The sequence below is a fragment of the Streptomyces sp. NPDC001868 genome, assembly GCF_040297125.1.
Lineage (GTDB): Bacteria > Actinomycetota > Actinomycetes > Streptomycetales > Streptomycetaceae > Streptomyces.
In genome coordinates this window covers 195,591-218,704 of record NZ_JBEOYO010000013.1, presented here as the reverse complement: position 1 = coordinate 218,704, position 23,114 = coordinate 195,591, and the positions used below count along the sequence as shown (strand labels likewise).

At 71.9% G+C, this 23,114-nt stretch carries 22 protein-coding genes and 1 pseudogene; 12 read left to right on the top strand and 11 right to left on the bottom strand.

The features are described 5' to 3' along the window. The first annotated feature begins 294 nt into the window (after positions 1-294). On the top strand, positions 295-942 hold the full coding sequence (locus ABT147_RS18335; RefSeq protein WP_351407104.1) for a TetR family transcriptional regulator: 648 nt from the start codon (positions 295-297) through the stop codon (positions 940-942). 161 nt (positions 943-1,103) lie between these two features. Here ABT147_RS18335 and ABT147_RS18330 read toward each other — a convergent pair whose 3' ends face one another. Then, positions 1,104-1,592, bottom strand: a complete 489-nt coding sequence (locus tag ABT147_RS18330) for a nitroreductase/quinone reductase family protein (RefSeq protein ID WP_351407147.1) — start codon at positions 1,590-1,592, stop codon at positions 1,104-1,106. Positions 1,593-1,687: 95 nt separating this feature from the next. Next, positions 1,688-3,010: an acyl-CoA dehydrogenase family protein gene (locus tag ABT147_RS18325; RefSeq protein WP_351407101.1), complete on the bottom strand. Its 1,323-nt coding sequence runs from the start codon at positions 3,008-3,010 to the stop codon at positions 1,688-1,690. Positions 3,011-3,152: 142 nt separating this feature from the next. On the opposite strand from ABT147_RS18325, the gene ABT147_RS18320 reads away from it, so the two are divergent. The 6 genes from ABT147_RS18320 (at position 3,153) to ABT147_RS18295 (ending at position 7,333) form a co-directional block, all read left to right on the top strand. After that, the gene (locus tag ABT147_RS18320; RefSeq protein WP_351407144.1) at positions 3,153-4,370 is read left to right on the top strand and encodes a thiolase C-terminal domain-containing protein; all 1,218 of its coding nucleotides are present in this window, start codon (positions 3,153-3,155) and stop codon (positions 4,368-4,370) included. Between the two features lie 77 nt (positions 4,371-4,447). Next, entirely contained in the window at positions 4,448-4,825 is a 378-nt protein-coding gene (locus ABT147_RS18315) for a type II toxin-antitoxin system RelE/ParE family toxin (RefSeq protein WP_351407099.1), read from the top strand. Further along, positions 4,822-5,160, top strand: a complete 339-nt coding sequence (locus ABT147_RS18310; RefSeq protein WP_351407097.1) for an XRE family transcriptional regulator — start codon at positions 4,822-4,824, stop codon at positions 5,158-5,160. The genes ABT147_RS18315 and ABT147_RS18310 overlap by 4 nt, the downstream gene beginning before the upstream one ends. A 121-nt stretch (positions 5,161-5,281) precedes the next feature. Continuing rightward, complete coding sequence (locus ABT147_RS18305) at positions 5,282-5,707, top strand: pyridoxamine 5'-phosphate oxidase family protein (protein WP_351407094.1); 426 nt, start codon at positions 5,282-5,284, stop codon at positions 5,705-5,707. 25 nt (positions 5,708-5,732) lie between these two features. After that, positions 5,733-6,479 carry a pyridoxine/pyridoxamine 5'-phosphate oxidase gene (locus ABT147_RS18300; protein WP_351407142.1) on the top strand — a complete coding sequence of 249 codons (747 nt, stop codon included), beginning with the start codon at positions 5,733-5,735 and terminating at the stop codon, positions 6,477-6,479. Positions 6,480-6,871: 392 nt separating this feature from the next. Then, positions 6,872-7,333, top strand: a complete 462-nt coding sequence (locus ABT147_RS18295) for a hypothetical protein (RefSeq protein WP_351407092.1) — start codon at positions 6,872-6,874, stop codon at positions 7,331-7,333. Positions 7,334-7,525: 192 nt separating this feature from the next. On the opposite strand, the gene ABT147_RS18290 is transcribed toward ABT147_RS18295, so the two are convergent. From ABT147_RS18290 to ABT147_RS18270, 5 genes and pseudogenes are all read right to left on the bottom strand, one after another. Beyond that, a complete protein-coding gene (locus ABT147_RS18290; RefSeq protein ID WP_351407090.1) occupies positions 7,526-8,329 on the bottom strand; it encodes a class I SAM-dependent DNA methyltransferase in 804 nt (267 codons plus the stop codon). Beyond that, entirely contained in the window at positions 8,329-8,919 is a 591-nt protein-coding gene (locus ABT147_RS18285) for a GNAT family N-acetyltransferase (protein ID WP_351407087.1), read from the bottom strand. Before ABT147_RS18285 ends, ABT147_RS18290 begins: the two co-directional genes overlap by 1 nt. A gap of 24 nt (positions 8,920-8,943) precedes the next feature. Next, positions 8,944-9,396 (bottom strand): Zn-ribbon domain-containing OB-fold protein, encoded by a 453-nt coding sequence (locus ABT147_RS18280; protein WP_351407085.1) that lies wholly within the window; start codon positions 9,394-9,396, stop codon positions 8,944-8,946. Then, positions 9,393-9,845 carry a DoxX family protein gene (locus tag ABT147_RS18275; RefSeq protein ID WP_351407083.1) on the bottom strand — a complete coding sequence of 151 codons (453 nt, stop codon included), beginning with the start codon at positions 9,843-9,845 and terminating at the stop codon, positions 9,393-9,395. Before ABT147_RS18275 ends, ABT147_RS18280 begins: the two co-directional genes overlap by 4 nt. Positions 9,846-9,941: 96 nt before the next feature. Continuing rightward, positions 9,942-11,332 (bottom strand): annotated as a pseudogene (locus ABT147_RS18270) (AAA family ATPase). Between the two features lie 392 nt (positions 11,333-11,724). Here ABT147_RS18270 and ABT147_RS18260 point away from each other — a divergent pair. From ABT147_RS18260 to ABT147_RS18245, 4 genes are all read left to right on the top strand, one after another. Continuing rightward, positions 11,725-12,981: a flavin-containing monooxygenase gene (locus ABT147_RS18260; protein ID WP_351407077.1), complete on the top strand. Its 1,257-nt coding sequence runs from the start codon at positions 11,725-11,727 to the stop codon at positions 12,979-12,981. Between the two features lie 303 nt (positions 12,982-13,284). Beyond that, positions 13,285-15,540 carry an acetate--CoA ligase family protein gene (locus tag ABT147_RS18255; RefSeq protein WP_351407075.1) on the top strand — a complete coding sequence of 752 codons (2,256 nt, stop codon included), beginning with the start codon at positions 13,285-13,287 and terminating at the stop codon, positions 15,538-15,540. Between the two features lie 55 nt (positions 15,541-15,595). Beyond that, entirely contained in the window at positions 15,596-16,546 is a 951-nt protein-coding gene (locus ABT147_RS18250) for an enoyl-CoA hydratase/isomerase family protein (RefSeq protein ID WP_351407073.1), read from the top strand. 107 nt (positions 16,547-16,653) lie between these two features. Further along, the gene (locus tag ABT147_RS18245; protein WP_502983107.1) at positions 16,654-17,304 is read left to right on the top strand and encodes a flavin reductase family protein; all 651 of its coding nucleotides are present in this window, start codon (positions 16,654-16,656) and stop codon (positions 17,302-17,304) included. A 56-nt stretch (positions 17,305-17,360) separates the two neighbouring features. Here ABT147_RS18245 and ABT147_RS18240 read toward each other — a convergent pair whose 3' ends face one another. After that, a complete protein-coding gene (locus tag ABT147_RS18240; RefSeq protein ID WP_351407071.1) occupies positions 17,361-17,786 on the bottom strand; it encodes a hypothetical protein in 426 nt (141 codons plus the stop codon). A gap of 251 nt (positions 17,787-18,037) precedes the next feature. Continuing rightward, complete coding sequence (locus tag ABT147_RS18235; protein WP_351407069.1) at positions 18,038-19,396, bottom strand: MFS transporter; 1,359 nt, start codon at positions 19,394-19,396, stop codon at positions 18,038-18,040. Between the two features lie 71 nt (positions 19,397-19,467). On the opposite strand from ABT147_RS18235, the gene ABT147_RS18230 reads away from it, so the two are divergent. Next, positions 19,468-20,664: a GlxA family transcriptional regulator gene (locus ABT147_RS18230; RefSeq protein ID WP_351407067.1), complete on the top strand. Its 1,197-nt coding sequence runs from the start codon at positions 19,468-19,470 to the stop codon at positions 20,662-20,664. A 38-nt stretch (positions 20,665-20,702) separates the two neighbouring features. On the opposite strand, the gene ABT147_RS18225 is transcribed toward ABT147_RS18230, so the two are convergent. Next, a complete protein-coding gene (locus ABT147_RS18225) occupies positions 20,703-21,752 on the bottom strand; it encodes a Zn-dependent alcohol dehydrogenase (RefSeq protein ID WP_351407065.1) in 1,050 nt (349 codons plus the stop codon). 16 nt (positions 21,753-21,768) lie between these two features. Further along, positions 21,769-22,926 (bottom strand): acyl-CoA dehydrogenase family protein, encoded by a 1,158-nt coding sequence (locus ABT147_RS18220; RefSeq protein ID WP_351407063.1) that lies wholly within the window; start codon positions 22,924-22,926, stop codon positions 21,769-21,771. Between the last annotated feature and the right edge of the window lie 188 nt (positions 22,927-23,114).

Sequence of the window (23,114 nt, the reverse complement as noted above, 5' to 3'; positions counted from 1 at the left end):
TTCTCGCGCAGTTCCCCGCGCCCCTAAGGATTCAGGCCCCTGCGGGCCTGAAAGGCACGGGGCGCAGCCCCTGCCTTTCAGGGGCGCGGGGAACTGCGCGACCAGCCCCCACCGAACCCGCGCTGGGGTCGAAGGGGCACCGCCCCTTGAGGATGGGACGGGTAGGGGCGGCGGGGGCGAAGGAAAGGCGCCAAGGCACCGCGGGGCCACCCCACGAACCCCTTGGTGAAGCCCCTGCTCCCCATTTGCAGTCGGCCGAATCGCGCTCCGATCACCCCTCGGTAAGCTGACGGCATGACAGGACAAGTGCGTACCGTCGACGGCCGCGTGGCCGGCCGACGAGGGCAGGCGACCCGGCAGAAGCTGCTCGACTGCCTCAGCGAGATGCTCAGCTCGTCGCCCTACCGGGACGTCAAAGTCATTGATGTCGCCCGGAAGGCGGGCACTTCACCCGCGACCTTCTACCAGTACTTCCCGGACGTCGAGGGCGCCGTCCTGGAGATCGCCGAGCAAATGGCCGCCGAGGGCGCCACGTTGACCAGCCTCCTCGAAGGCCGCTCCTGGGTCGGCAAGGCCGGCTGGCAGACCGCCCAGGAACTCGTCGACGGTTTCCTGGAGTTCTGGCGCAGGAACGACGCCATCCTCCGCGTCGTCGACCTGGGCGCGGCCGAGGGCGACAAACGCTTCTACAAGATCCGGATGAAGATCCTGAACTCGGTCACCAACTCCCTCTCGGAGACGGTCGCCGACCTCCAGTCCAAGGGCCGCGTCGACAAGGACGTGAACCCGGCGGCCCTCGCCGGCTCCCTCGTCGCCATGCTCGCCTCGGTCTCCGGACACCAGAAGGGTTTCCAGACCTGGGGCGTCAAGCAGGCCGAACTGAAGCCCAACCTGGCCCTGTTGGTGCACCTGGGCATCACCGGCAAGAAACCCACGAAGTAACGCAGGAGCCCCCGGGCACGCCCCCGGACGCGATTCCTGTCACGCAGACGGCACCCTCACCCGAGGAGTGCCGCCTGCCGCGTTCCGGAGGACACAGACGCCACAGGGGACTCGGGGGCTCCAGCGGGGCTCGGAGGCTTCAGCGGGGCTCGGACGCGCCCTCACCGCCGTACGATCCGAAACACCCGTATCTCCCGGTCCACCCGGGCCTGATACGTCGAGTACGGCGGCCAGAACCTCAGCAACTCCTCCCACGCCGCCACCCGTTCCTCACCGGCCAGCAGATGCGCGGTGACGGGGATGTCCCGCCCCTTCCAGTTGATCTCGGCGTCGGGGTGGGCCAGCAGATTGGCGCTCCAGGCGGGGTGCCCGGGGCGGCCGAAGTTCGACCCGACGAGCACCCAGCTTCCCCGCCCCTCCTCGGGCATACAGGCCAGCGGCGTACGCCGGGGCACCCCGCTCCGCGCCCCGGTCGCGGTCAGGACGACGCCGGGCAGCAGCTGCGCGCTGAGCAGCACCCGGCCCCGGGTGACCCGGTGGACGGCCCGGTCCAGCGCGGGTATGACATGCGGCGCGACCCGGGCGAACGCCGGAGCCGACGACACCTTCTGCACCAGCCGTACGCCCACGCTCTTCACCCCGTCCACCATCCCCACCACGCCCCTCCTCCCACTCCCGCCCCTGCTTCCACTCCCGCTCCCGCCCCCGCTCCCGCCATCAGTCCGACTTCCGCTCCTCGAAGCCATCAGCTCCGCACCTCCCTCTGTCCCCTCTGTTCCCTCGGTTCCCTCTGTTCCTTCTGCTCCCGCCGCGCGCCCGACGCGTCGGCCGTGAACACCCCGGCCACGTCCGCCGCCCGCCCCCGCAGCCGATGCACCGGCCCGAAGAGCGCCTCGTCCCCCGCCGCCCTCTTGAAGTACAGCTGCGCCTCGTGCTCCCAGGTGAACCCGATCCCCCCGTGCAACTGGATCCCCTCCCCAGCGGCGACCCGCAACGCCTCCAGCGCCTGCGCGAGCGCCAGCCCCCCGACCCGCTCATCGCCCCGACCGCCCGCACCACCTACTCCATCGTCGGCACGCCCTCCACCGTCGCCGCCGGGCCTCGCGGCAGCCGCCCAGGCCGCGTAGTACGCCGCCGACCGGGCCGCCCGCACCCCCACATACACATCCGCGAGCCGGTGCTTCACCGCCTGGAACGACCCGATCGGCCGCCCGAACTGCTCCCGCTGCCGCACATACGCGACCGTCCGCTCCAACGCCCGGTCGGCGGCGCCCACGGCCTCCGCCGCGAGCACGGCGGCGGCAGCGTCCCCGACCCCGGACAGGGCCGGCAGCACATCCGAGTCGGTACCGTCCCCCAGCAACTCCCCCTCCACATCCCGGAGTTCGAGTCGAGCGATCGGCCGCGTCTCGTCGAGGGAGGTCTGCCGCACCCGTACCAGGCCCCCACCTCCACCCGTACCCTCCCGCACGAGGAACAACAGCGTCCGCGAGCGGGCGTACCCCCCGGCGTGCGCGGCCACCAGCAGCAGCCCCGCGCTGTGTCCGTCGAGAACCTGCCCGGCCTCCCCGTAGAGCCGCCACCCGTCCCCGACGCGTCGCGCCTGGACACCCCCGGCCCGGCCGCCACCGGCCCAGCCGCCCGCGTTGTCCCCGGTCAGCGCCAGCGCGGTGCCGAGGGCGGCGCCCGGTACGGCGAGGGCCGCGGTGAGGCGTCCCGAGGCGAGGCGGGGCAGCAGTGCGGCGCGCTGCCGCTCGGTGCCGAGGGCCAGGATCAAGGGGGCGACGAGCACGGAGGTGGACAGCAGCGGCGAGGGTGCGAGCGTGCGCCCCAACTCCTCCCCCGCCAGGGCAAGTTCGGTCACCGAGCAGCCGACACCGCCGTATGCCTCGGGGAGGGCGAGCCCCGGCAGCCCGAGCTGTTCGGAGAGGGCGGTCCACAGTCCGCCGTCGTACCCCTCCCCGGCCCGTACGGCGGACCGGACCTCCTCCGGGCCGCAGCGCTTGATCAGCAACTCCCGTACCGTGCGCCGGATTTCCTCCTGCTCGGTGGTGAAGCGGGCATCCATGGGCGGTCCCCCTTCTGCTCCCCCAGTTGCGTCCATCTCGACATCTGACGGTCCGTCATATTAGGCCGGAAGAAACCCGAAGCACAGGGTTACCGGCCCCCGGAACTGATGTACCGTCAGATTCATGACCGCTGCGCCCGCCATGCCCGCCGCACCCGGACCCCGTGGCCGTCATGACGACGTGGCGCACCGCTCAGGCGGCCGAAAGGTCGCGATCGTCGGGGCGGCGCTCTCGGACTGCGGCCGGGTGGACGACGCGACCCCGTACGCGCTCCACGCGCAGGCCGCGCGCCGGGCCCTGGCCGACGCGGGGCTGGAACGCACCGCCATCGACGGCCTGGCCTCGGCCGGCCTGGGCACCCTGGCGCCGGTGGAGGTGGCCGAGTATCTGGGCCTGCGGCCCACCTGGGTGGACTCCACCTCGGTCGGGGGCTCGACCTGGGAGGTCATGGCGGCGCACGCGGCGGACGCGATCGCCGCCGGGCACGCGAACGTCGTCCTCCTCGTCTACGGCTCCACGGCCCGCGCGGACATCAAGGCGGGCCGCCGCACCGGCAACCTCTCCTTCGGGGCGCGCGGCCCCCTCCAGTTCGAGGTCCCCTACGGGCACACCCTGATCGCCAAGTACGCCATGGCCGCGCGCCGCCATATGCACGAGTACGGCACGACCCTGGAGCAGCTGGCCTCCGTCGCCGTACAGGCCCGTGCCAACGCGGCGGCGAACCCGGAGGCGATGTTCCGCACCCCGATCACCGTCGACGACGTGCTCTCCTCCCCGCCGATCGCCGACCCGTTCACCAAGCTCCACTGCTGCATACGCTCCGACGGCGGCGCGGCGGTCCTGCTGGCGGCCGAGGAGTACGTACGGGACTGCCGGCCGGCGACGCCCGTCTGGATCCTCGGCACCGGCGAGTACACCTCCCACACGACCATGTCCGAGTGGCCCGACTTCACGGTCTCCCCGGCGGCGGTCAGCGGGCGCCTGGCCTTCGAACGCGCCGGCGTGCGCCCCTCCGAGATCGACTTCGCGGAGATCTACGACGCCTTCACCTACATGACCCTCGTGACCCTGGAGGACCTCGGCTTCTGCGCGAAGGGCGAGGGCGGCGCGTTCGTCGAGAAGAACCGCCTCACCCTCACCGGCGACCTCCCCGTCAACACCGACGGCGGCGGCCTCTCCGCCCAGCACCCGGGCATGCGCGGCCTCTTCCTCCTCGTCGAGGCCGTACGCCAACTACGCGGCGAGGCGGGCGCCCACCAGATCCACACCCCCACCGGCCACCTGCCCCGCCTGGCGGTCGCCTCGGGCACGGGCGGCTGGTTCTGCTCCTCGGGAACGGTGGTGCTGGGCCGGGGGTGACCTTCCCCGACTACCCGTTCGGGTGAATCGGGCCTGATCAGATCCCCTGGATTAACGCTTGCATTAATTTCCTGCGCATGGCTCAATGGGAAGTGATTCTCGTCGCGGAAGTGGCGACATGGTTCGGTGATCTGATCGAAGCCGACGTTGGCAGCGCAGATCAGGTGGAGGACGCCATCGATGCTCTGGCGCTGCTCGGCCCCACACTCGGCCGCCCGCTCGTCGACCGGATCAAAGGTGCGGAACAGCATCACCTGAAGGAGCTGAGGCCCGGTTCATCCGGCAAGAGCGAGATCCGGATCCTGTTCGCCTTCGACCCGGCACGTCGGGCCGTCCTGTTGGTCGCAGGTGACAAGACCGGTAACTGGCGCGGCTGGTACGACACCAACATCCCGATCGCCGAGAAGCGGTACCAGGATCACATCGCCGAACTGGATACGAGGGAGTACGAATGAGCACCGTCCGCTGGGAGGAAGTCAAGCGCCGAGCCGACGAACGGCGGCGGGCTGCCGGGCTCCCGATGCGATCGGACGAGCAGAAGCGGGCCGACATGGACCAGCTCCTCGCCGAAGTCCGCGCCTACCGGCTCGCCGAAGTCCGACGCGAGCAGGACCTCACGCAGCGCGACATCGCCGATTCCATGGGGGTCTCGACTCCTCGGATCTCCGCGATCGAGAACGGCGAGATCGACCGTACCGAGGTGGCGACCCTGCGGGCCTACGTCCGCGCGCTGGGCGGGGAGCTGCGGGTGGTCGCGGACTTCGGGGACGCCGCGTACACCGTCGGCTGACCCGTGCCCGGTCGGCGTCGGGTTCCGGGTAGGGGCGAGACGGCCGGAATACGAGGCGGGGCGGGAGCGCTGAACCGGGTCGGCAGACGAAGGCGTCCCCGAAGCAGTTCGGAGGAATGGCATGGCACTGTCCCGCAAGGAGCGCGAGGAGTTTCTGGCCGAGGCCCATGTGGCCGCGCTGGCGGTGGACGCCGGCGAGGGGAGGGCGCCGCTGACGGTGCCGATCTGGTACCAGTACGCACCCGGGGGCGACCTCTGGATCATGACCGGATCGGACACCCGCAAGAACCGGCTGATCCAGGCCGCCGGACGTTTCTCCCTGATGATCGACCGGCTCGAACCCACCATCCGCTACGTCTCCGTCGAGGGCCCCGTCACCGACACCTCCCCCGCGACCCTCGACGACCTCCGCGAGATCTCCGCCCGCTACCTCCCGGCCGAAAAGGTCGACGGCTACGTCGACTTCGCCTCCAAGAACCACGGCGAGCAGGTCATCATCCGTATGCGCCCGGAGCGGTGGGTCTCGTCCGATCTGGGCACGGTATGAGACCGTCCCACCCATGCCCATGCCCATGATCGATCCCTCTTCCCGGCCGCAGTCACCCTCCCCTTCCCCCTCCTCCCCTTCGCCGGCGCCCGCCGAGCCGTCCGGGTTCGTGCGGGCCCTGCGCGGGCTGCGGGTCTGGGATCCGCAGGTCAGCGCCCTGCCGCTGTTCGACCCGGCCACGGCTCCCGACGAGCCGGTGTCGCTCTTCGCCGCCTGGTTCGGGGAGGTCGTGGCGGCCGGGGAGGTGGAGCCGCACACGATGTCGCTGGCCACGGCGGACGCGGAGGGCCGGCCGGACGTCCGTACGGTGATGCTGCACGACGTGGACGCGCGGGGCTGGCACTTCGCCTCCCACGCCGGCAGCCGCAAGGGCCGGCAGCTCGCGGCCCGCCCCTACGCCTCCCTCGGCTTCTACTGGCCCCTCCTCGGCCGCCAGGTCCGGGTGCGGGGCCGGGTCACGGTCGAGCCCGCCGAGGTCGCCCACGCCGATCTGCACGCCCGCTCGACGGGTGCGCTGGCCGCGGCCCTCGTGGGCCACCAGAGCGAAGTCCTCTCCTCCTACGAGGAGTTGGAGCGCGCGTCGGAGGCCGCCTGGGAGCGGGCCGAGCGCGAGCCGGACGTGGCTGTGCCGTCGTGGACGGCGTACGTCGTGGAGCCGGAGGAAGTGGAGTTCTTCCAGGGGGACGCGCGACGGCGGCATGTGCGGCTCGACTACCGGCGGGAAGGGGATGGGGAGGGGGAGCGTTGGGTCAGGGAGTTGCTGTGGCCCTGATGGACGTTCGGGAGATCTGAGCGGGTGGTTCGTCAGGCCCGCGGTGGCCCGGTCGCGGGGATCCGGCTGCGGGCTGCGGAGCTACCGCGCGGACGGACATGACGGTGAGTCCGACACGGCACGCGTCGGCTCCGCATCCCAACGCCGTCCCACGGCTTCCCTGTTTCCGCAGGTCGACAGGGGTGGGATGTCCCGCTGTCCCAGGTATGGCGGCAGCTGTTGTCGTCGGGGCCCGAGCGCCCTGGAATCTGTGGACGTCGCGACGTCATCAGGTGAAACGGACGGCGACGCACCTCATTCGACGCACCTCATTCAGCGGGTCTCGGCCTGTCCGGCACAGCGCTGCCCCACCCGCACATGTCACCCGAAACGGCACTCGCAAAGGAACCCATGTGAAGAAGCCCCGTACGGGCCGCGTGATCGCGGCCTCGGCCGTGATGGTCAGCACCGGCGCCCTGCTCCTCGTCCCCGCGTCCGCGGCCTCGGCCACCGAGGACGACTGCGACGGCATCGCCGTCGTCGGTGTCTTCCGAGCTGTCGAGTCCGGAGCCTCGTTCACCTTCAGGGACCGCCGCGTCGAGCTGCAGAACGAGTCGGCGCTCGACCGCTACAGCCGCGCGGAGATCAAGTCCGGGCGCAGGGCCGGCGACCGGCTGTGGGTCGACCGCAGCTTCCGCTCGTTCCCCGACTTCAAGGGCGTCGTCACCGACCAGCAGGCGAAGCGGGACGGCTGGAAGATGTGCGGCCCCTACACCGGCAGCCGCACGCAGTCCGTCTTCAACGCCAACTACGCCGCGCGTGCCTGCGGGGAGTTCGACGGCATCACCAAGTGCGGCAAGTGGTGGGTGGACTGACCTGACCCGGCGTCGGGGCACCGCTGCGGTGCCCCGCCGTGTGACCAGGTCACGCGAGGCCGCCACCCCGTCCCACGTGGACCGGGCGGCGGCCTCGCGGGTCGTGCCGGCACGTTCGTGACGGCCGGTCCCCCGCCCTGGCCGACGGCCGGTCCTCCGCCGTGGCCGACGGCCGGACACCCGGCCCAGACCTCACGCCTTCTCCCACACGGACACATGCTTGGTGCTGTCGTTCGTGAACGGCTCCCCGTTCCACCCCGCCCACCGGTCCCGCAGCCGCATCCCGGCCAGCCGGGCCATCAGATCCAGCTCGGCCGGCCAGACGTACCGGAACGGGATCGACCGGTACACCGGCCGCCCCTCGACGACCGTCAGATGGTGCGACCGCATCCCCTGCGTCGCCACCTCGTACGTGTCGAACCCCAGCCGCGTGGGCCCGACATGGAACGGCACCGCGTTCTGCCCCGGCGGCAGCCTCCGCAGGTCCGGCACCCCGACCTCGATGACGAAACAGCCGCCGGGCACGAGGTGCGCGGCGGCGTTGCGGAAGCAGTCGACCTGGGCGTCCTGCGTGGTCAGGTTGTTGATCGTGTTGAAGACGAGGTAGGCGACGGTGAAGCCGGGTCCGTCCACCCGGGCCGTGGCGAAGTCCCCGATGGTGACCCCGATGTCCGTGCCGCCCGGCTTGGCCCGCATCCGTTCCACCATGGCCCGCGACAGATCGATGCCGTGCACCGGCACACCCCGCCGGGCGAGCGGCAGCGCGATCCGCCCCGTACCGACCCCGAACTCCAGCGCCCGCGCGTCCCCTTCGGCTCCGGGCCCGCCCGCGAGACCGGCGATGAGATCGACAACGGGCTCCACGGCCGCCGGGCCGAACACCTCGTCGGAGGGATCACCGGAGGGGTCGTCGTAGTGCGCGGCGACGGCTTCCCCGAAGTACCCATCCGGATCGTCGACGACCTCGTACCCGTTTCCGTCATCCGTGCCGTTCATCAGATCCCTTCCGGTGCGGGGTCGTCGGCCAGCCGCGCGTGCAAGTGGGCGTCCCTGAAGGCGTCATGGCGCCCCTCGTCGAAGGCCGCCCCGCGCATGATTCCCTCGGCCGGGAACCCGCACAGCTCGGCGATACGGCAGGACGCCGCGTGCCCCACGACATGGTCGAGTTCGAGCCGGTGGATGCCGAGTTCGGTGAAGGTCCAGCGGGCGGCGAGGTCGAGGGCGCGGGTGGCGACCCGGCGGCCACGGGCCTCGGGCAGCACCCAGTAGCCGACGACCGCCCTGCGCATATACGCGTCGATGCCGCTCAGCCCGACCTGCCCGAGGGTCAGCCCGCTCTCCGCGTCCGTGATCCGGAAGGCCACGGTCTTCCCCTCCGCGTCGGACTCGGCCCGCCGCCGCAGCGACTCCCGGGCGCCCTCGAAGCTCTCGTCCCACGGCATGGGCGTGTTCCACCGCCGGAACTCCGGGTCGCCGCGCCCCCGCAACCACGCCTCGACATCCGCGCCGGAGTCGGCGTCCCAGGTACACAGCCGCAGGCCGTGACCGTGCGGCTCGGCGGCGGGTCGCTCATCAGTACGGCTCACGCCCCCATTGAAACGCGCACCCCCTCACGAGCGCGCGCGAAATACGGGCACCACGAAGCCCCCGCTCTCCCGGAACACGACCTCAAGCCCCATCCCCGCCCACAACTCCCCGTCCCCGTCCCCGTCCCCGTCTCCCTCCTCCCACTCCACGACCTCGGTCATCATCCGCGGCCCCTCGACGAGATCGACGACGGCGGCGACGTACGGTGTCCGCTCCCCGAAGGGCGGCAGGTCGTTGCGGTGGACGACGGACCAGGTGTAGAGCGTGGCGTGCCCGGAGGCCTCCTCCCAGCGCACGTCCTCGCTCCAGCAGTACGGGCAGAACTCCCGCGGATAGTGATGCGCGCGCCCGCACCCCGCGGCCCCGCAGCGCCGCAGCAGCAGCCGCCCGTCGGCGGCGGCCTCCCAGTACGTACGGGTGAACCCGTCGGCCTCCGGCAGATCGAACCGCGCGGCACCACCACCGACACCGCTCATGGGAACAGCCCCAGCGCGCTGTCGAGGGACCACGTCTGCCAGGACATCCCGAACAACGCCACCACCGAGATCAGCGCCATCATCGAGTTCTGCCCCTGCTCGGCCCAGTCGTGGATCATCAGCACGAGGTAGAGGAGGTTGAGCAGCAGCCCGCCCACGAGTGCGACCGGGGTGAGAAAGCCGAGGATCAGCCCGAGTCCGAGGGCGAGTTCGGCGTAGACGACGACATGGGCCATCGCCTTGGGCCGGGGCCTGACGACCACGTCGAACCCACTGCGCACCGCCGCCCACCGGTGCTTCTCCGCCACCCCCGCCGCCCACGCGATCCCGGAACCCTCCCGGAACCAGGCCTTCTTGTCCTTGTGCCGCCAACTCTCCAGCCACCACAGCCCGAGCCCGATACGGAGGACGGCCAGCCATTCGGCACCATCGAGCCAGATCGTGTCCATGGACATCGCCCTTCCGCGTCCGCGCGGGTTTCTGACGGTACGTCAGTTCAGCGGATGGGGAGTGCGTACGCAAGGGGGCGGAGCAGCCGACAGGGCCTACGGCACAAACCCGGTCGGCACGGCCCGCCCGTAGAGCTCGTCCAGTCCGACCAGCAGAACCCCGCCCCGCTCCGCCGCGGTGCGCAGCGAGTCGCTGAAGCCCGCGGCGCTGAAGAACGCCGGCCCGCAGTGTTCGGTGTCGAACCCCCGCGCGGTGAGCAACTCACGGGCCCGCCCGAGTCGCTCCAGATGACCGGCTCCCATCACAGTGCCCCACTTCGCTTCTCCCAGGAGGGCGACGGAGGGCCGGCGCCCGCCGGAGCCCGGCTCGACCACGGCCACGTCGACCTGGATCTGCCTTCGGGCGGCCGAGTCGGTCACGATCCCACTGCCGACCTCGCCCCGGGACGCGCTGAGCGACGACCGCCCCGGCCCGATCACGTACTCCCGGCACACAGCCTCGAAATGCGGGCCGGCCACCTGCGCCGCGAACCGCTCGGCCGACTGTCCCCACACCTCCGTGGCCTGACCGCTCTCCAGCCGGGCCCAGGCGGGCCGCATGACGGCCTCATAGAAGTTGATCAGCGGTTCGGTGATGCGGTACTGCGACTTGCCCGTCCGGAAGACGTCGGACTCCCGCGCCAGGAGGTGGCTGTCCTCCAGGACGTTCAGCGGGTGCGAGATGTCCACGGACTTGCGACCGATGTATCCGGCGATGCCACCACGCGTCGAATTGCCCTGCGCCACAGCGGCCAGGACCGAGTGGTACAGGGCGGTGTCCCGGATGTCGGCCTCCTCGGCGAGCAGGTAGCGCGCCTCACGGAAGAGCGGGCTGAACGGCGAGAGGACCGTACGGCAGATCCAGTCGTCGAACGCGCGCAGGCTTTCGGGCACGTCGTCCGCCAGGAACTGTCGGCGGTACGCGGGGGTACCGCCGACGACGGCGTGCAGTCGGGCCGCGAGGGCGGGGTCCTCGGCCACGCCCCAGAACTCCGCGGCGGCTCGGTACCCGAAAGGTCTTACGACAAGTTCGAGCTGAGCCCGGCCTCGGAGGGGGGCCGTGTTCGCCAGCAGTCCGCCCATGACCGACATCGCGGAACCGCAGAGGAGCAGCCGCATACCGCTCGGCCGCGTCTGATGACGATCGATCTCGCGCTGGATGAGGGAGGGGAGCTCGGGGGCGACCTTCACCAGGTAGGGGAACTCGTCGATGACGACGAGACTGAGGGCGCCTCACCCCCTTCTTCTTCGTTCGGGGATGCGAGGCTGAAGAGATAGGAGATGGCGTCGTCCCAGGTCGCGAAGGAGAAGGACGCCGGGGAACCCACGTGCTCGGCCAGGGCGGCGCTGAACTGGCGAAGCGACTCCGTGGCGGTTCCCGCCGTGGCCCCGAAGTAGAAGCCCCCGTGCTCTTCGACAAGGGCCCGCAGCAGATACGTCTTCCCCATCCGGCGCCGACCGCTGACCACCCCGAGCATGGCCTGCGGCAGGGGCCGGTCCACGAAGGCGGCGAGCGCCGCCCACTCGGGCCCACGATCGAACACGTGGGGAGGCTTGACCGACCCGGCTTGACCCTTCACGCCCAGTCCTTAGGAACACACTCCTAAGGACTGCACTCCTTACTGGCCGGGCCATGAGGAGTCCTCTGACCGCGAGTCGCCGACCACCGGACCCTCGCGCGACGCCGAGTGGCTGCCACCCCACACCACACCCCTCCTCCACGTTCCAAGAGACCTACGCCACACACCCCACCCACACCTCCTACAGCCGTGATCAATCCGCAACCAATTCCGGGCTTGACCGAGACCCATCAAGTGAGCGCGCGCATACGCTCAGGCACATGGCCGACTCCAGAGCATCCGAAGGACCCGCGGAATCCGCGGGGTCCGCGGGGTCCCCGGGACCCACGCCCCCCGCCGCCGACCGCCCCGTCTACGTGATCGGCGGCGGCCCCGGTGGACTGGCCGTCGCGTACGCGCTGCGGGCCCAGGGGGTACGGGCCGTGGTGCTGGAGAAGGCGGACGGGGTCGGGGCGTCCTGGCGGCGGCACTACGACCGGCTGCGCCTGCACACGACCCGGCGGCTGTCGGGCCTGCCCGGACTGCCCATGCCACGCCGCTTCGGCCGGTGGGTGTCACGGGACAACGTGGTGCGCTACCTGGAGAAGTACGCCGAGGTGCACCAGCTGGAGATCGTGACCGGCGTCGAGGTGTCCCGTGTCGAGCGGAGCGCCGACGGCACCGGCTGGCTGCTGCGCGCCACCGGCGGCCGTGAGCTGACCGGCGGCGCGGTCGTCGTCGCCACCGGCTACAACCACACGCCCCACATCCCCGACTGGCCCGGCCGGGACTCCTACACCGGGAACCTCACCCACGCCTCGCAGTACCGCAACCCCGAGCCCCACGCCGGCCGTGACGTCCTCGTCGTCGGCATCGGCAACACCGGCGCCGAGATCGCCGTCGACCTCGTCGAGGGCGGGGCCCGGCGCGTACGGCTCGCGGTGCGGACGGCCCCGCACATCGTGCGCCGGTCGACCGCCGGGTGGGCGGCCCAGTACACGGCCGTCCTCGTACGGCGGCTGCCGGTCGCCCTCGTGGACCGGCTCGCCAAGCCGGTGGCGAAGCTCAGCGTGCCGGACCTGTCGGCACACGGCCTGGCCCGGCCCGACACCGGCCTCTACTCCCGGGTGAACGAGGGCTCCATCCCCGTGCAGGACGTCGGGCTCATCGACGCCGTACGCAAGGGGAAGGTCGAGATCGTCGGCCCGGTCGAGGGGTTCGAGGACGGCAAGGTCGTCCTCGGCGACGGCAGCCGGATCGAGGCGGACGCCGTGATCGCCGCCACCGGCTACCGGCGCGCCCTCGAAGGGCTCGTCGGACACCTCGACGTACTCGACGAGCGGGGCAAGCCGGTCGTCCACGGGCCCCGCTCCCCCAAGAACGCCCCCGGTCTGTACTTCACCGGCTTCACCAACCCCATCAGCGGCATGTTCCGCGAACTCGCCCTCGACGCCGAGAAGATCGCCAAGGCGGTCGCCAAGGCGGGCGGGGTCGCCACCCGCGACGCGGTCACGGTACGCATCCGCACGACGCGCTGACCGTACACATCCGTACGGCGCACGCACGCCTGGGCCCGCGGTCGGGCCCAGGCACCACTGTGGGCCGACACCGCAGACCGGCACGGCAGACCGACACCGCCGTACACGTCTGACCGCTCCCCCGCGCGGGTACAACCTCCTTACCGCCGCGTAACTTTGCTCGCACACCCATTCCTGACACAGCGTCAGTTCAGTAGTCTGAAATCTGACGTGTCGTCAGAAACGTGAATGTGTCATCGCACCTGCCATCGCGCCACCGCGTCACGTCACTGAATTGGCTGTCACACAGGAGCGGGCGGACCGATGCTTGGATCAACCCACGGCACCCTCACCACCGACTCCCGCCGGGCCCGGGCCATCGCGTGCGGCGAGCACCCCGCGCAGGTCGTGCACGGCAGGCCCGCCGAGGCCGGCGACCTGGACGTCAGCGGGCGCCCGCTGTATGCCGACGTCCCCGATCTGGACCGGTTCTTCCGCCCGGAGTCCGTGGCGGTCGTCGGCGCCTCGGACGCGGAGGGCCGGCCCAACACCGGGATCACCCGGCAACTGCTCGCCTGGTCGGAACGGGTCGGCGCCCGGCTGCACCCCGTGCACCCCACGCGTGAGTCGGTCTTCGGCCTCCCCTGCGCCCCTTCCGTCGCCGATCTGCCCGAACAGGTCGATCTCGCCGTCCTGCTCGTCTCCGATCCCCTCCCCCTGATCGACGAACTGGCCGAGGCCAAGGTGAAGTTCGCCGTCGCCTTCGCCTCCGGGTTCGCCGAGACCGGTGCGGAGGGCGCCGCCGCGCAGGAGCGGCTGGCCGCCGCCGTGGCCCGCTCCGACGGGCTGCGGCTGCTCGGCCCCAACACCAACCTCAACGCCTTCGAGCGGTTCAGGGAGGACCTCGACGGGCCGGCCATCGCGCTCATCACCCAGTCCGGCCACCAGGGCCGCCCGGTCTTCGCCCTCCAGGAACTCGGCATCCGCCTCTCCCACTGGGCCCCCACCGGCAACGAGGCCGATCTGGAGACCGCCGACTTCATCTCCTACTTCGCCGAACGCCCCGAGGTGGGCGCCATCGCCGCCTATGTCGAGGGCCTCAAGGACGGCCGCGCCTTCCTCCTGGCCGCCGACCGGGCCGCCCGGCGCGGGGTCCCCGTCGTCGCCGTCAAGGTCGGCCGCACCGAGACCGGGGCCCGCACCGCCGCCTCCCACACCGGCAAGCTGACCGGCGCGGACGCGGTCGTCGACGCGGCGATGCGGCAGTTCGGCGTGATCCGCGTCGACGGGCTCGACGAACTCCAGGACACGGCCACCCTGCTGGCCCGCTCCCGCCGCCCCCGCACCACCCCGGGGGCGGGTGAGCCGAGGCCCGAGGGAGTGGTCGTCTATTCGATCTCGGGCGGCACGGGCGCGCACTTCGCCGACCTCGCCACCGAGGCCGGACTGCCCCTGCCCACGCTCTCCGAGGCCAAGCAGACCGAGCTGCACCAGTGGATCCCCGACTACCTGAACGTGGCCAACCCAGTCGACAACGGCGGCCACCCCGTGGGCGACTGGCGCGGCCCCCGCATCCTCGACGCGATCCTCGACGACCCGGCGGTGGGGGTGCTGATCTGTCCCATCACCGGCCCCTTCCCACCCATGAGCGACAAGCTCGCCCAGGACCTGGTGGCCGCGGCGGAGCGGACGGACAAGCTGGTGTGCGTGGTGTGGGGGTCGCCGGTGGGCACCGAGGCCGCCTACCGCGAGACCCTCCTCGGATCGTCCAGGGTGGCGACCTTCCGCACCTTCGCCAACTGCATCACGGCCGTCCGCGCCCACCTCGACCACACCCGCTTCACCAGCGCCTACCGCTCCCCCTTCGACGAGGCACCGCGCTCCCCCTCGCCCTCCTTCCGCAAGGCGAAGGCACTGATGCGGCCGGGGCAACAGCTGAGCGAGCACGCGGCCAAGCAACTGCTGCGCGCGTACGGGATACGCGTGCCGCGCGAGCAGTTGGTGACCAGCGCGGCGGCGGCCGTACGCGCGGCGAGCCTCGTCGGCTACCCGGTCGTCATGAAGGCGTCCGGCGCCCGCATCGCCCACAAGACGGAACTGGGCCTGGTGAAGGTCGGCCTGACCTCCGCGAGCCAGATCCGCGACGCCTATCGCGAGCTGACCGACATCGCCCGCTACGAGGATGTCTCCCTCGACGGGGTGCTGGTGTGCCAGATGGTCGAGCGGGGCGTGGAGATGGTCGTGGGCGTCACGCACGACGACCTCTTCGGGCCCACGGTCACGGTCGGCCTCGGCGGTGTCCTCGTGGAGGTCCTCCGCGACTCCGCCGTACGCGTGCCCCCCTTCGCCGAGGACCAGGCCCACGCCATGCTCGCCGAACTGCGCGGGCGGGCCCTGCTGGACGGCGTGCGCGGGGCTCCCCCGGCCGACGTGGACGCCCTCGTGGAGGTCGTGCTCCGGGTGCAGCGCATGGCGCTCGAACTCGGGGACGAGATCGCGGAGCTGGACATCAATCCGCTGATGGTGCTGCCGAGGGGACAGGGGGCGGTGGCCCTGGACGCGCTGGCGGTGTGCCGCTGAGCGCCACCAAGCCCCCAGCACCGCCTTCACTCCGCGTAAGAAAAGGAGCACCCACATGTCCGCTTCCCCCCTCGAACATCCCGAACATCCAGAAAAATCCCGTAACTCATTGATACTGCACGCCACTGACAACGCCGTCTCGTGGATCACCCTCAACCGCCCCGAGGCGATGAACGCCATCACCCCCGACCAGCGCGAACACCTCATCCAACTCCTCTCCGACGCCTCCGCAGACCCGGCCGTGCGCGCCGTCGTCCTCACCGCGACGGGCCGAGGCTTCTGCGCGGGGGCGGACTTACGGGGCGCGGCGGGTGGTGGCGCATCGGCGAGCGACGGCGGATCGGCGGGCGCCAGTACGGCCGGCGGAGGCAGTTCGACCGGCGCAGGCAGTTCGACCGGCGACGGCGATGGTGGTGGCGGCGATGGTGGTGGTGGGGCGCGGGTGGCCGGTGACGTGGCGCGTCTGATCCGTCTCGGCGCCCAGCGACTCATCGCCGCCGTGCTCGACTGCGAGAAACCGGTGATCGCGGCGGTGAACGGCACGGCGGCCGGTCTCGGCGCGCATCTCGCCCTCGCCTGCGATCTCGTCCTGGCGGCCGAAGAGGCGCGTTTCATCGAGGTGTTCGTGCGGCGCGGCCTCGTCCCCGACGGCGGCGGCGCGTATCTGCTCCCCCGTCTCGTCGGCCCCCACCGGGCGAAGGAGCTGATGTTCTTCGGCGACGCCCTGTCCGCCGCCGACGCGGAGCGCCTCGGCCTCGTCAACCGTGTCGTGCCGGCCCAGGACCTGGAGAAGACGGCCCGCGAGTGGGCCGAACGTCTCGCCGCCGGGCCGACCCGGGCCCTGGCGTTGACCAAACACCTGGTCAACACCTCCCTCGACACCGACCGCGCCACCGCCTTCGCCGCCGAGGCCGCCGCCCAGGAGATCAACATGACGACGGCGGACGCCCAGGAGGGCGTGGCGAGCTTCGTGGAACGACGCGCACCGCGCTACGAGGGCCGCTGACGGCCTCCGGAGAAGCGATGCACGAGGGCCTCTGACGGCCACCACGGGGGAACCGTTACGGGACCGGGCTTCACTTCTGACGGTCCGTCAGTTCCAATGGTGAGGTGATGGGACACGCTGGAATGGCAGCCGCCGCCGTCCGCTATCTGAGGGCGGACCCGGCGGACAGAAGCCGTAGGACGACGCACCCGGAACCGGTCGTCGAAGCGCTGCCGCGCCCCGAGCTGCGCTGCGTCGGCGAGGACGAGCGCGCGCCGGTGGAGCAGGCCGAATTCCGGCGCGTACTGGGCAACTTCGCGACAGGGATCACGGTGATCACCGCACCGCCGTCACCCTCACCGACCGACGGCCCCGACGGCCCCGCCGGCTTCGCCTGCCAGTCGTTCTCGTCCCTCTCGCTCGATCCGCCGCTGGTCGCGTTCATGGTCGGCCGTACGTCGACGACCTGGCCCCGGATCGCCCGCGCGGGCGTGTTCTGCGTGAACGTACTCGGCGCGGACCAGGGCGAGTTGTGCCGGCGCTTCGCGGTGAGCGGCGCGGACAAGTTCGCCGGTGTCGCCCACACCCCGTCCCCCGCCACGGGCTCCCCTCGCCTCACCGGCGCCGCCGCCTGGATCGACTGCGCGATCCACGCCGTACACACCGGCGGCGACCACCTCATCGTGGTGGGCCGGGTGAAGGCACTGGGCACGGACGACGAGGCGACAGGACCGCTGCTGTTCCACAGGGGGCGGTTCGGCGGCTTCACGACCGACTGACCAGGCCGGCATCGACGCGGAGACGCCGCATCGACGCGGAGACGCCGCACCCACGGCTACCCCAGCACCACCCCACCCACGACCACCACGCACAGCACGGCCAGCGCGCCCCACGTCAGGATGGCCGCGCAGGGCTGTACGGGGCGGCCGGCGTCGGCGCGTACCAGGGTGTGGTGGGCCGCCAGGGCCGGGGGCAAGGCCGCCGCGTAGAGCGCGAGGCCGGTGAGGTGCCAGGACGGAACGGCCAGGGCGGGGAGCACCCACAGGGTGCAGGCGGGCGGGATCCACCACCAGGCGGTGCGGCCGGTCAGCTGCCGTGCGGTCCAGTGGGCGAGGTGGAGGGCCGGGAGGACGTACGCCACGGTCAGCACGGTGGCGGCGAACAGGAGGAGCAGGAGCAGCAGCGGGGCGACGGCGAACGCCGTGAAAGCCGCTCCGCCCCCGGGTCCCGCTGCCGTACCCAGGCCCACCAGGAACAGCACGGGCGCACAGCAGCGCGCCCTCCACACCGAGCACCGCCATGGACACCGCCGACGGCGCGGCCCCTTTCCGGACCGCGCCCTCCCCCGTCACCCCGGCCGTTGCCATGTACATCACCAGCACCCCTCCCGCCTACAGGGAGTGTGCCCGGGCCGAAACGGTTGCTCCGCACGGGGTCCCCGCCGCCGAAGCCGCAGGGCGGGGTGAGGTGGGACGGTACGTGGCGGGCCGGGGCGGAGCGGGGTGGGGCGGATCAGGCCACCGCCACCCCCGCCTTCCCCGTCGTCCCCGCCCGTCCCACCGGCCGCCTCCGTATCACCAGAGCCATCAGGGCCGCCGCCGCGCACAGCGCGCCCGAGGCGTACCAGACGACGTCGTACGAGCCGAAGGTGTCGCGGGCGAGGCCGCCGAGGAAGGCGACGAGGGCGGCGCCGACCTGGTGGGAGGCGAGGACCCAGCCGAAGACGATGGCGCTGTCCTCGCCGTAGTGCTCACGGCACAGGGCCATGGTGGGCGGGACGGTGGCGACCCAGTCGAGGCCGTAGAAGACGATGAAGAAGATCATCGGGAGATGGACGGCGGGGGCCAGCAGCATCGGCAGGAAGAGGAGCGAGATGCCCCGGAACGCGTAGTACACCGCCAGTAGCCGTCGCGAGTCGTAGCGGTCCGTGAACCAGCCCGAGGCGATCGTGCCGAGGACGTCGAAGATCCCGATGACCGCCAGCAGCGAGGCCGCCGCCGTGATGGGCATGTGCGCGTCGTGGGCGGCGGGGATGAAGTGGGTCTGGATGAGGCCGTTGGTGGAGGCGCCGCAGATCGCGAACGTGCCGGCGAGCAGCCAGAACGGCCCGGTCCGCATCGCCGAGAACAGCACCCGCACCGCCCGCCGCGCGGCCCCCGGCACCGGCCCCGGCTTCGGCACGAACTCCTTCGCCCCGTACGGCTTCAGCCCCACGTCCGCCGGGTGGTCCCGCAGCAGCAGCCAGACGAAGGGGACGACGGCCAGCGCGGCGAGGGCGACGGTGACGGAGGCGGGCCGCCAGCCGCGCTCCGAGACGATCCACGACAGCAACGGCAGGAAGATCAGCTGCCCGGACGCGGAGGCGGCGGTCAGGATGCCCGAGACCAGGCCCCGCCGTTCGGTGAACCAGCGGTCGGTGACGGTCGCCGCGAAGGCCAGCGCCATCGAACCGGAGCCGAGCCCCACCAGCAGGCCCCAGCAGAGCATCAGCTGCCAGGCCGAGGTCATCCACACCGTCGCACCGGCCCCGACCGAGATCACCGTCAACGCGACCGCGACGACCCGGCGGATGCCGAACCGGTCCATCAGCGCGGCGGCGAAGGGGGCCGTGAGCCCGTACAGCGCGAGATTGATCGAAACCGCCGACGCGATCGTGCCGCGCGACCACTGGAACTCCTGGTGCAGCGGATCGATCAGCAGCCCCGGCAGCGAACGGAAGGCCGCCGCCCCGATGATCGTCACGAAGGTGACGGCGGCGACGAACCAGGCGCGGTGGATACGCCGGGTACGGCGGCCGGACGCAAGGGGGTCGAGGTCGGCGGAGGGGTCGTGGTCGGCGGCGGCACGGGCGTCGTCGGCTGTCTGCGGCATGCCATCAAGAGTCGGACCTGCGCCCCTTCCGAACGAGTGGCCGGAAGGTCAGCATTCGCTAGGATCGGGCCATGCCCGCCGAGCCCAGCGCCGAGCCCACGACCGAGCCCACCACGGAGGCGGGTGCCGAGCCCACGACCGGGGCCGGTGCCGAGCCCACAACCGAGGCCGGTGCCAAGCCGCCCGCCGAAGTCGCCGAGGCCGCCGGTGCCAAGCCCGCTGCCGAGCCGAGTGCCGCTGCCGAAGCGGGCGCCCAGCCTCACCCCCATCCCCATCCCCATCGCCACCGCGTCGTCGTCCTCGCCCTAGACGGCCTGCTCCCCTTCGAGCTGGGCATCCCGCAGCGCATCTTCGGCAAGGCGCGGGACGCGGCGGGGCGGTCGTTGTACGACATCGTCACGTGCTCGATCCGGCCGCCCGGCCCGGTGGAGACGGACGCCGACTTCGCGATCCTCGTCGAGAACGGCCCGGAGACCCTCGCCACCGCCGACACGGTCGTCGTCCCCGCCTCGTACGAGCTGGGCCCGGTCTACGAGGAAGGCGTCCTCACCCCCGAACTGACCGCCGCCCTCGCCCACATCCGCCCCGGCACCCGGCTGGTCTCCATCTGCACCGGCGGCTACGTCCTGGCCGCCGCCGGCCATCTCGACGGCCGCCCGGCGACCACGCACTGGTACCACGCCGAGCACTTCCAGCGGCTCTTCCCGAAGGTCCGGGTCGACGCGGACGTCCTCTTCGTCGACGACGGTGACGTCCTCACCTCGGCGGGCGTGGCGGCCGGCATCGACCTGTGCCTGCATCTCGTACGACGCGACCACGGCACCGGCGTCGCCAACGACGTGGCCCGGCGTACGGTCGTACCGCCGCACCGGGACGGCGGACAGGCCCAGTACATCCAGCGGCCCGTGCCGGAGCCGCAGAGCGCGACCACGACCGCCGCCCGCGCCTGGGCCCTGGCCCGTCTCCACGAACCGATCCAGCTGCGCGACATGGCCGAGCGGGAGTCCATGTCCGTGCGCACCTTCACCCGCCGCTTCCGCGAGGAGGCCGGCGTCAGCCCCGGCCAGTGGCTCACCCAACAACGCGTCGAACGAGCCCGCCACCTCCTCGAATCCACCGACCTCACCATCGACCAGATCGCCCACACCACAGGCTTCGGCACGGCCCAGTCCATGCGCCAACACCTACAGGGCGCCCTGGGAGTGACCCCGACGGCATACCGCCGCACGTTCAGGGCCGCCGGGGCCGCTGCTCCCCCGCTGTCCTGACCGCGCCCCAAAGACAAAGACCACCCGCACCCCGGCGCTCAAAACGTCAGCACCGCCCGAGCCACCCTCCCCTCCCCCGCGTCCTGCGCCGCCTTCGCGAAGTCCTCCACCGGATACGTGGCCGTGACCAGCTCGTCCAGGAGCAGCCGGCCCTGGCGGTACAGGTCGGCGTAGAGCGCGATGTCCCGCTGGGGGCGGGAGGATCCGTACCGGCAGCCCAGGATGGACTTGTCCAGGTAGAGGGAGGAGACGAGGAAGGACGCCTCGGCGGTGGCGGCCGGGACGCCCAGCAGGATCGCCTGTCCGTGCCGGTCGAGCAGGTCGATGGCCTGGCGGATGAGTTCGACACGGCCGACGCACTCGAAGGCATGGTCGGCGCCCGTGGGGAGGATGTCCCGTACGCCCTCCACGGACGGCAGGAAGTGCGTGGCCCCGAACTCCCGCGCCACCCCCTCCTTCTCCGGATTCGCGTCCACGGCGACGATCCGCGTGGCCCCCGCGATCCGCGCCCCCTGCACCACATTGAGCCCGATCCCCCCGGCCCCGATCACGACGACGCTCTCCCCCCGGTCGACGCGCGCCCGGTTGAGCACCGCCCCCACCCCGGTCAGCACCCCACACCCGATCAGCGCGGCGGAGGTCAGCGGAATGTCGTCCGGTATCCGTACCGCCTGCACGGCCTTGACGACCGTCCGCTCCACGAAGGCGGAGTTCGCGGCGAACTGGAACACCTCCCGCCCGCGCCGCGTGAACGGCCGTGTGGGCCGCCCGATGGCCCGGCGGCACATGGTCGGCCGACCCCGGTCGCAGTCGGCGCAGGCCCCGCAGTTGGCGAGGGTGGACAGGGCGACATGGTCCCCGGGCCGGACATGCCGGACCCCCGCGCCCACCGCCTCGACGACCCCCGCGCCCTCATGCCCCAGCACCACCGGGACGGGGAAGGGGATCGTCCCGTCCACCACCGACAGATCGCTGTGGCAGAGCCCGGCCGCCGACACGGCCACCAGCACCTCGCCCGGCCCGGGATCCCGTACGTCCAAGTCGTCGACGACCTCGGCCCGTTCGCCGTCGAACACCACTCCGCGCATGGCTCCACCCCTCAGCTCAGCCTCTCGGCTCCTTCGGCAGACCGAGCACCCGCTCGGCGATGATCGTGCGCTGCACCTCGTCCGAACCGCCGTAGATGGTGTCGGCCCGGCTGAACAGGAACAGATGCTGGAACGGGTCCAGTGCGTACGGCTCCCGCGCCGACCACTCCCGCGGCCCGACCGCCGCCCCCGCGCCCCGCACCTCCATCGCCAGCTCCCCGAGCCGCCGATGCCACCGCCCCCACAGCAACTTGGCCACACTCGGCGCACCCGGTTCCGCGCCCGCTTCCGCCCCGCCGAGGGTCCGCAGGGCGTTCCACCGCATGACCTTCAACTCCGCCCACTGCCGTACGAGCCGGTCGCGTACGACGGGGTCGTCCGCGGCCCCGCTGTCCACGGCGGCCCGTACGACGTCCCCCAACTCCGCCTCGAACCCGATCTGCTGGGCGAGGGTCGACACCCCGCGCTCGAAGCCGAGCAGCCCCATGGCCACCCGCCAGCCGTTGCCCTCGCCCCCGACGACATGCTCCGCGCGGGCGTGCGCCCCGTCGAAGAACACCTCGTTGAACTCGCTGGTCCCGGTCATCTGCCGGATCGGCCGCACCTCGATCCGCCCCGGCTGGTCCATGGGCACGAGCAGCAGCGACAGGCCGTGGTGGCGGCTGGACCCCGCCTCGGTACGGGCCAGCACGAAGCACCAGTCGGCCTCATGGGCGAGCGAGGTCCAGATCTTCTGTCCGGTGATCCGGTACGACGCCCCGTCGTCCGTCCGCTCCGCCTTCGTCCGCACCCCGGCGAGGTCCGACCCGGCGCCGGGTTCGCTGTACCCCTGGCACCACAGTTCGTCCCCGCGTGCGATGGCCGGCAGGAACCGTTGCTTCTGCTCCGCGCTCCCGAACGCGATCAGTGTCGGTGCGAGCAGCTTCTCCCCGATGTGCCCCGAGCGGGTGGGGACGTCGGCCCGCGCGTACTCCTCCGCCCACACGACCTGCTGGGTGAGCGTGGCCGTCCGGTTCCCGTACCCGCCCTCCCCCCACCCGAGCCCGATCCACCCGGCGGCGCCGAGCGTCCGCTCCCAGCGGCGCCGCTCCGCGTGTGCTCCGGCGTGCGCCCCCAGCCAGGCCTTGACCTCCACCCGGAACGCCTCGTCCTCGTCCCCGAACCCGAAGTCCATGCCACCTCCAAGATGACCGCCGTGGTGATGGTGGTGCGTTGCCGAGCGCGGGCCCGGTGGGGCTTCTCGCGCGGTTCCCCGCGCCCCTTAAGGGCCTACGGCCCTTCCGGGCCGAAAAAGCAGGGCTCAGCCCGCTTTTTCAGGGGCGCGGGGAACCGCGCGAGCAACCACGAACCCACCCGCACCCG

What these genes read in the sequence shown, in the direction of transcription:
- ABT147_RS18290 (WP_351407090.1), bottom strand. Translation starts at nt 8,329, where the DNA reads ATGAACGGCACGGATGACGGAAACGGGTACGAGGTCGTCGACGATCCG.
- ABT147_RS18260 (WP_351407077.1), top strand. Translation starts at nt 11,725, where the DNA reads ATGGCCGACTCCAGAGCATCCGAAGGACCCGCGGAATCCGCGGGGTCC.
- ABT147_RS18310 (WP_351407097.1), top strand. Translation starts at nt 4,822, where the DNA reads ATGAGCACCGTCCGCTGGGAGGAAGTCAAGCGCCGAGCCGACGAACGG.
- ABT147_RS18225 (WP_351407065.1), bottom strand. Translation starts at nt 21,752, where the DNA reads ATGCGCGGAGTGGTGTTCGACGGCGAACGGGCCGAGGTCGTCGACGAC.
- ABT147_RS18220 (WP_351407063.1), bottom strand. Translation starts at nt 22,926, where the DNA reads ATGGACTTCGGGTTCGGGGACGAGGACGAGGCGTTCCGGGTGGAGGTC.
- ABT147_RS18315 (WP_351407099.1), top strand. Translation starts at nt 4,448, where the DNA reads ATGGCTCAATGGGAAGTGATTCTCGTCGCGGAAGTGGCGACATGGTTC.
- ABT147_RS18235 (WP_351407069.1), bottom strand. Translation starts at nt 19,396, where the DNA reads ATGCCGCAGACAGCCGACGACGCCCGTGCCGCCGCCGACCACGACCCC.
- ABT147_RS18230 (WP_351407067.1), top strand. Translation starts at nt 19,468, where the DNA reads ATGCCCGCCGAGCCCAGCGCCGAGCCCACGACCGAGCCCACCACGGAG.
- ABT147_RS18305 (WP_351407094.1), top strand. Translation starts at nt 5,282, where the DNA reads ATGGCACTGTCCCGCAAGGAGCGCGAGGAGTTTCTGGCCGAGGCCCAT.
- ABT147_RS18255 (WP_351407075.1), top strand. Translation starts at nt 13,285, where the DNA reads ATGCTTGGATCAACCCACGGCACCCTCACCACCGACTCCCGCCGGGCC.
- ABT147_RS18245 (WP_502983107.1), top strand. Translation starts at nt 16,654, where the DNA reads ATGGGACACGCTGGAATGGCAGCCGCCGCCGTCCGCTATCTGAGGGCG.
- ABT147_RS18250 (WP_351407073.1), top strand. Translation starts at nt 15,596, where the DNA reads ATGTCCGCTTCCCCCCTCGAACATCCCGAACATCCAGAAAAATCCCGT.
- ABT147_RS18275 (WP_351407083.1), bottom strand. Translation starts at nt 9,845, where the DNA reads ATGGACACGATCTGGCTCGATGGTGCCGAATGGCTGGCCGTCCTCCGT.
- ABT147_RS18300 (WP_351407142.1), top strand. Translation starts at nt 5,733, where the DNA reads ATGATCGATCCCTCTTCCCGGCCGCAGTCACCCTCCCCTTCCCCCTCC.
- ABT147_RS18325 (WP_351407101.1), bottom strand. Translation starts at nt 3,010, where the DNA reads ATGGATGCCCGCTTCACCACCGAGCAGGAGGAAATCCGGCGCACGGTA.
- ABT147_RS18280 (WP_351407085.1), bottom strand. Translation starts at nt 9,396, where the DNA reads ATGAGCGGTGTCGGTGGTGGTGCCGCGCGGTTCGATCTGCCGGAGGCC.
- ABT147_RS18320 (WP_351407144.1), top strand. Translation starts at nt 3,153, where the DNA reads ATGCCCGCCGCACCCGGACCCCGTGGCCGTCATGACGACGTGGCGCAC.
- ABT147_RS18330 (WP_351407147.1), bottom strand. Translation starts at nt 1,592, where the DNA reads ATGGTGGACGGGGTGAAGAGCGTGGGCGTACGGCTGGTGCAGAAGGTG.
- ABT147_RS18335 (WP_351407104.1), top strand. Translation starts at nt 295, where the DNA reads ATGACAGGACAAGTGCGTACCGTCGACGGCCGCGTGGCCGGCCGACGA.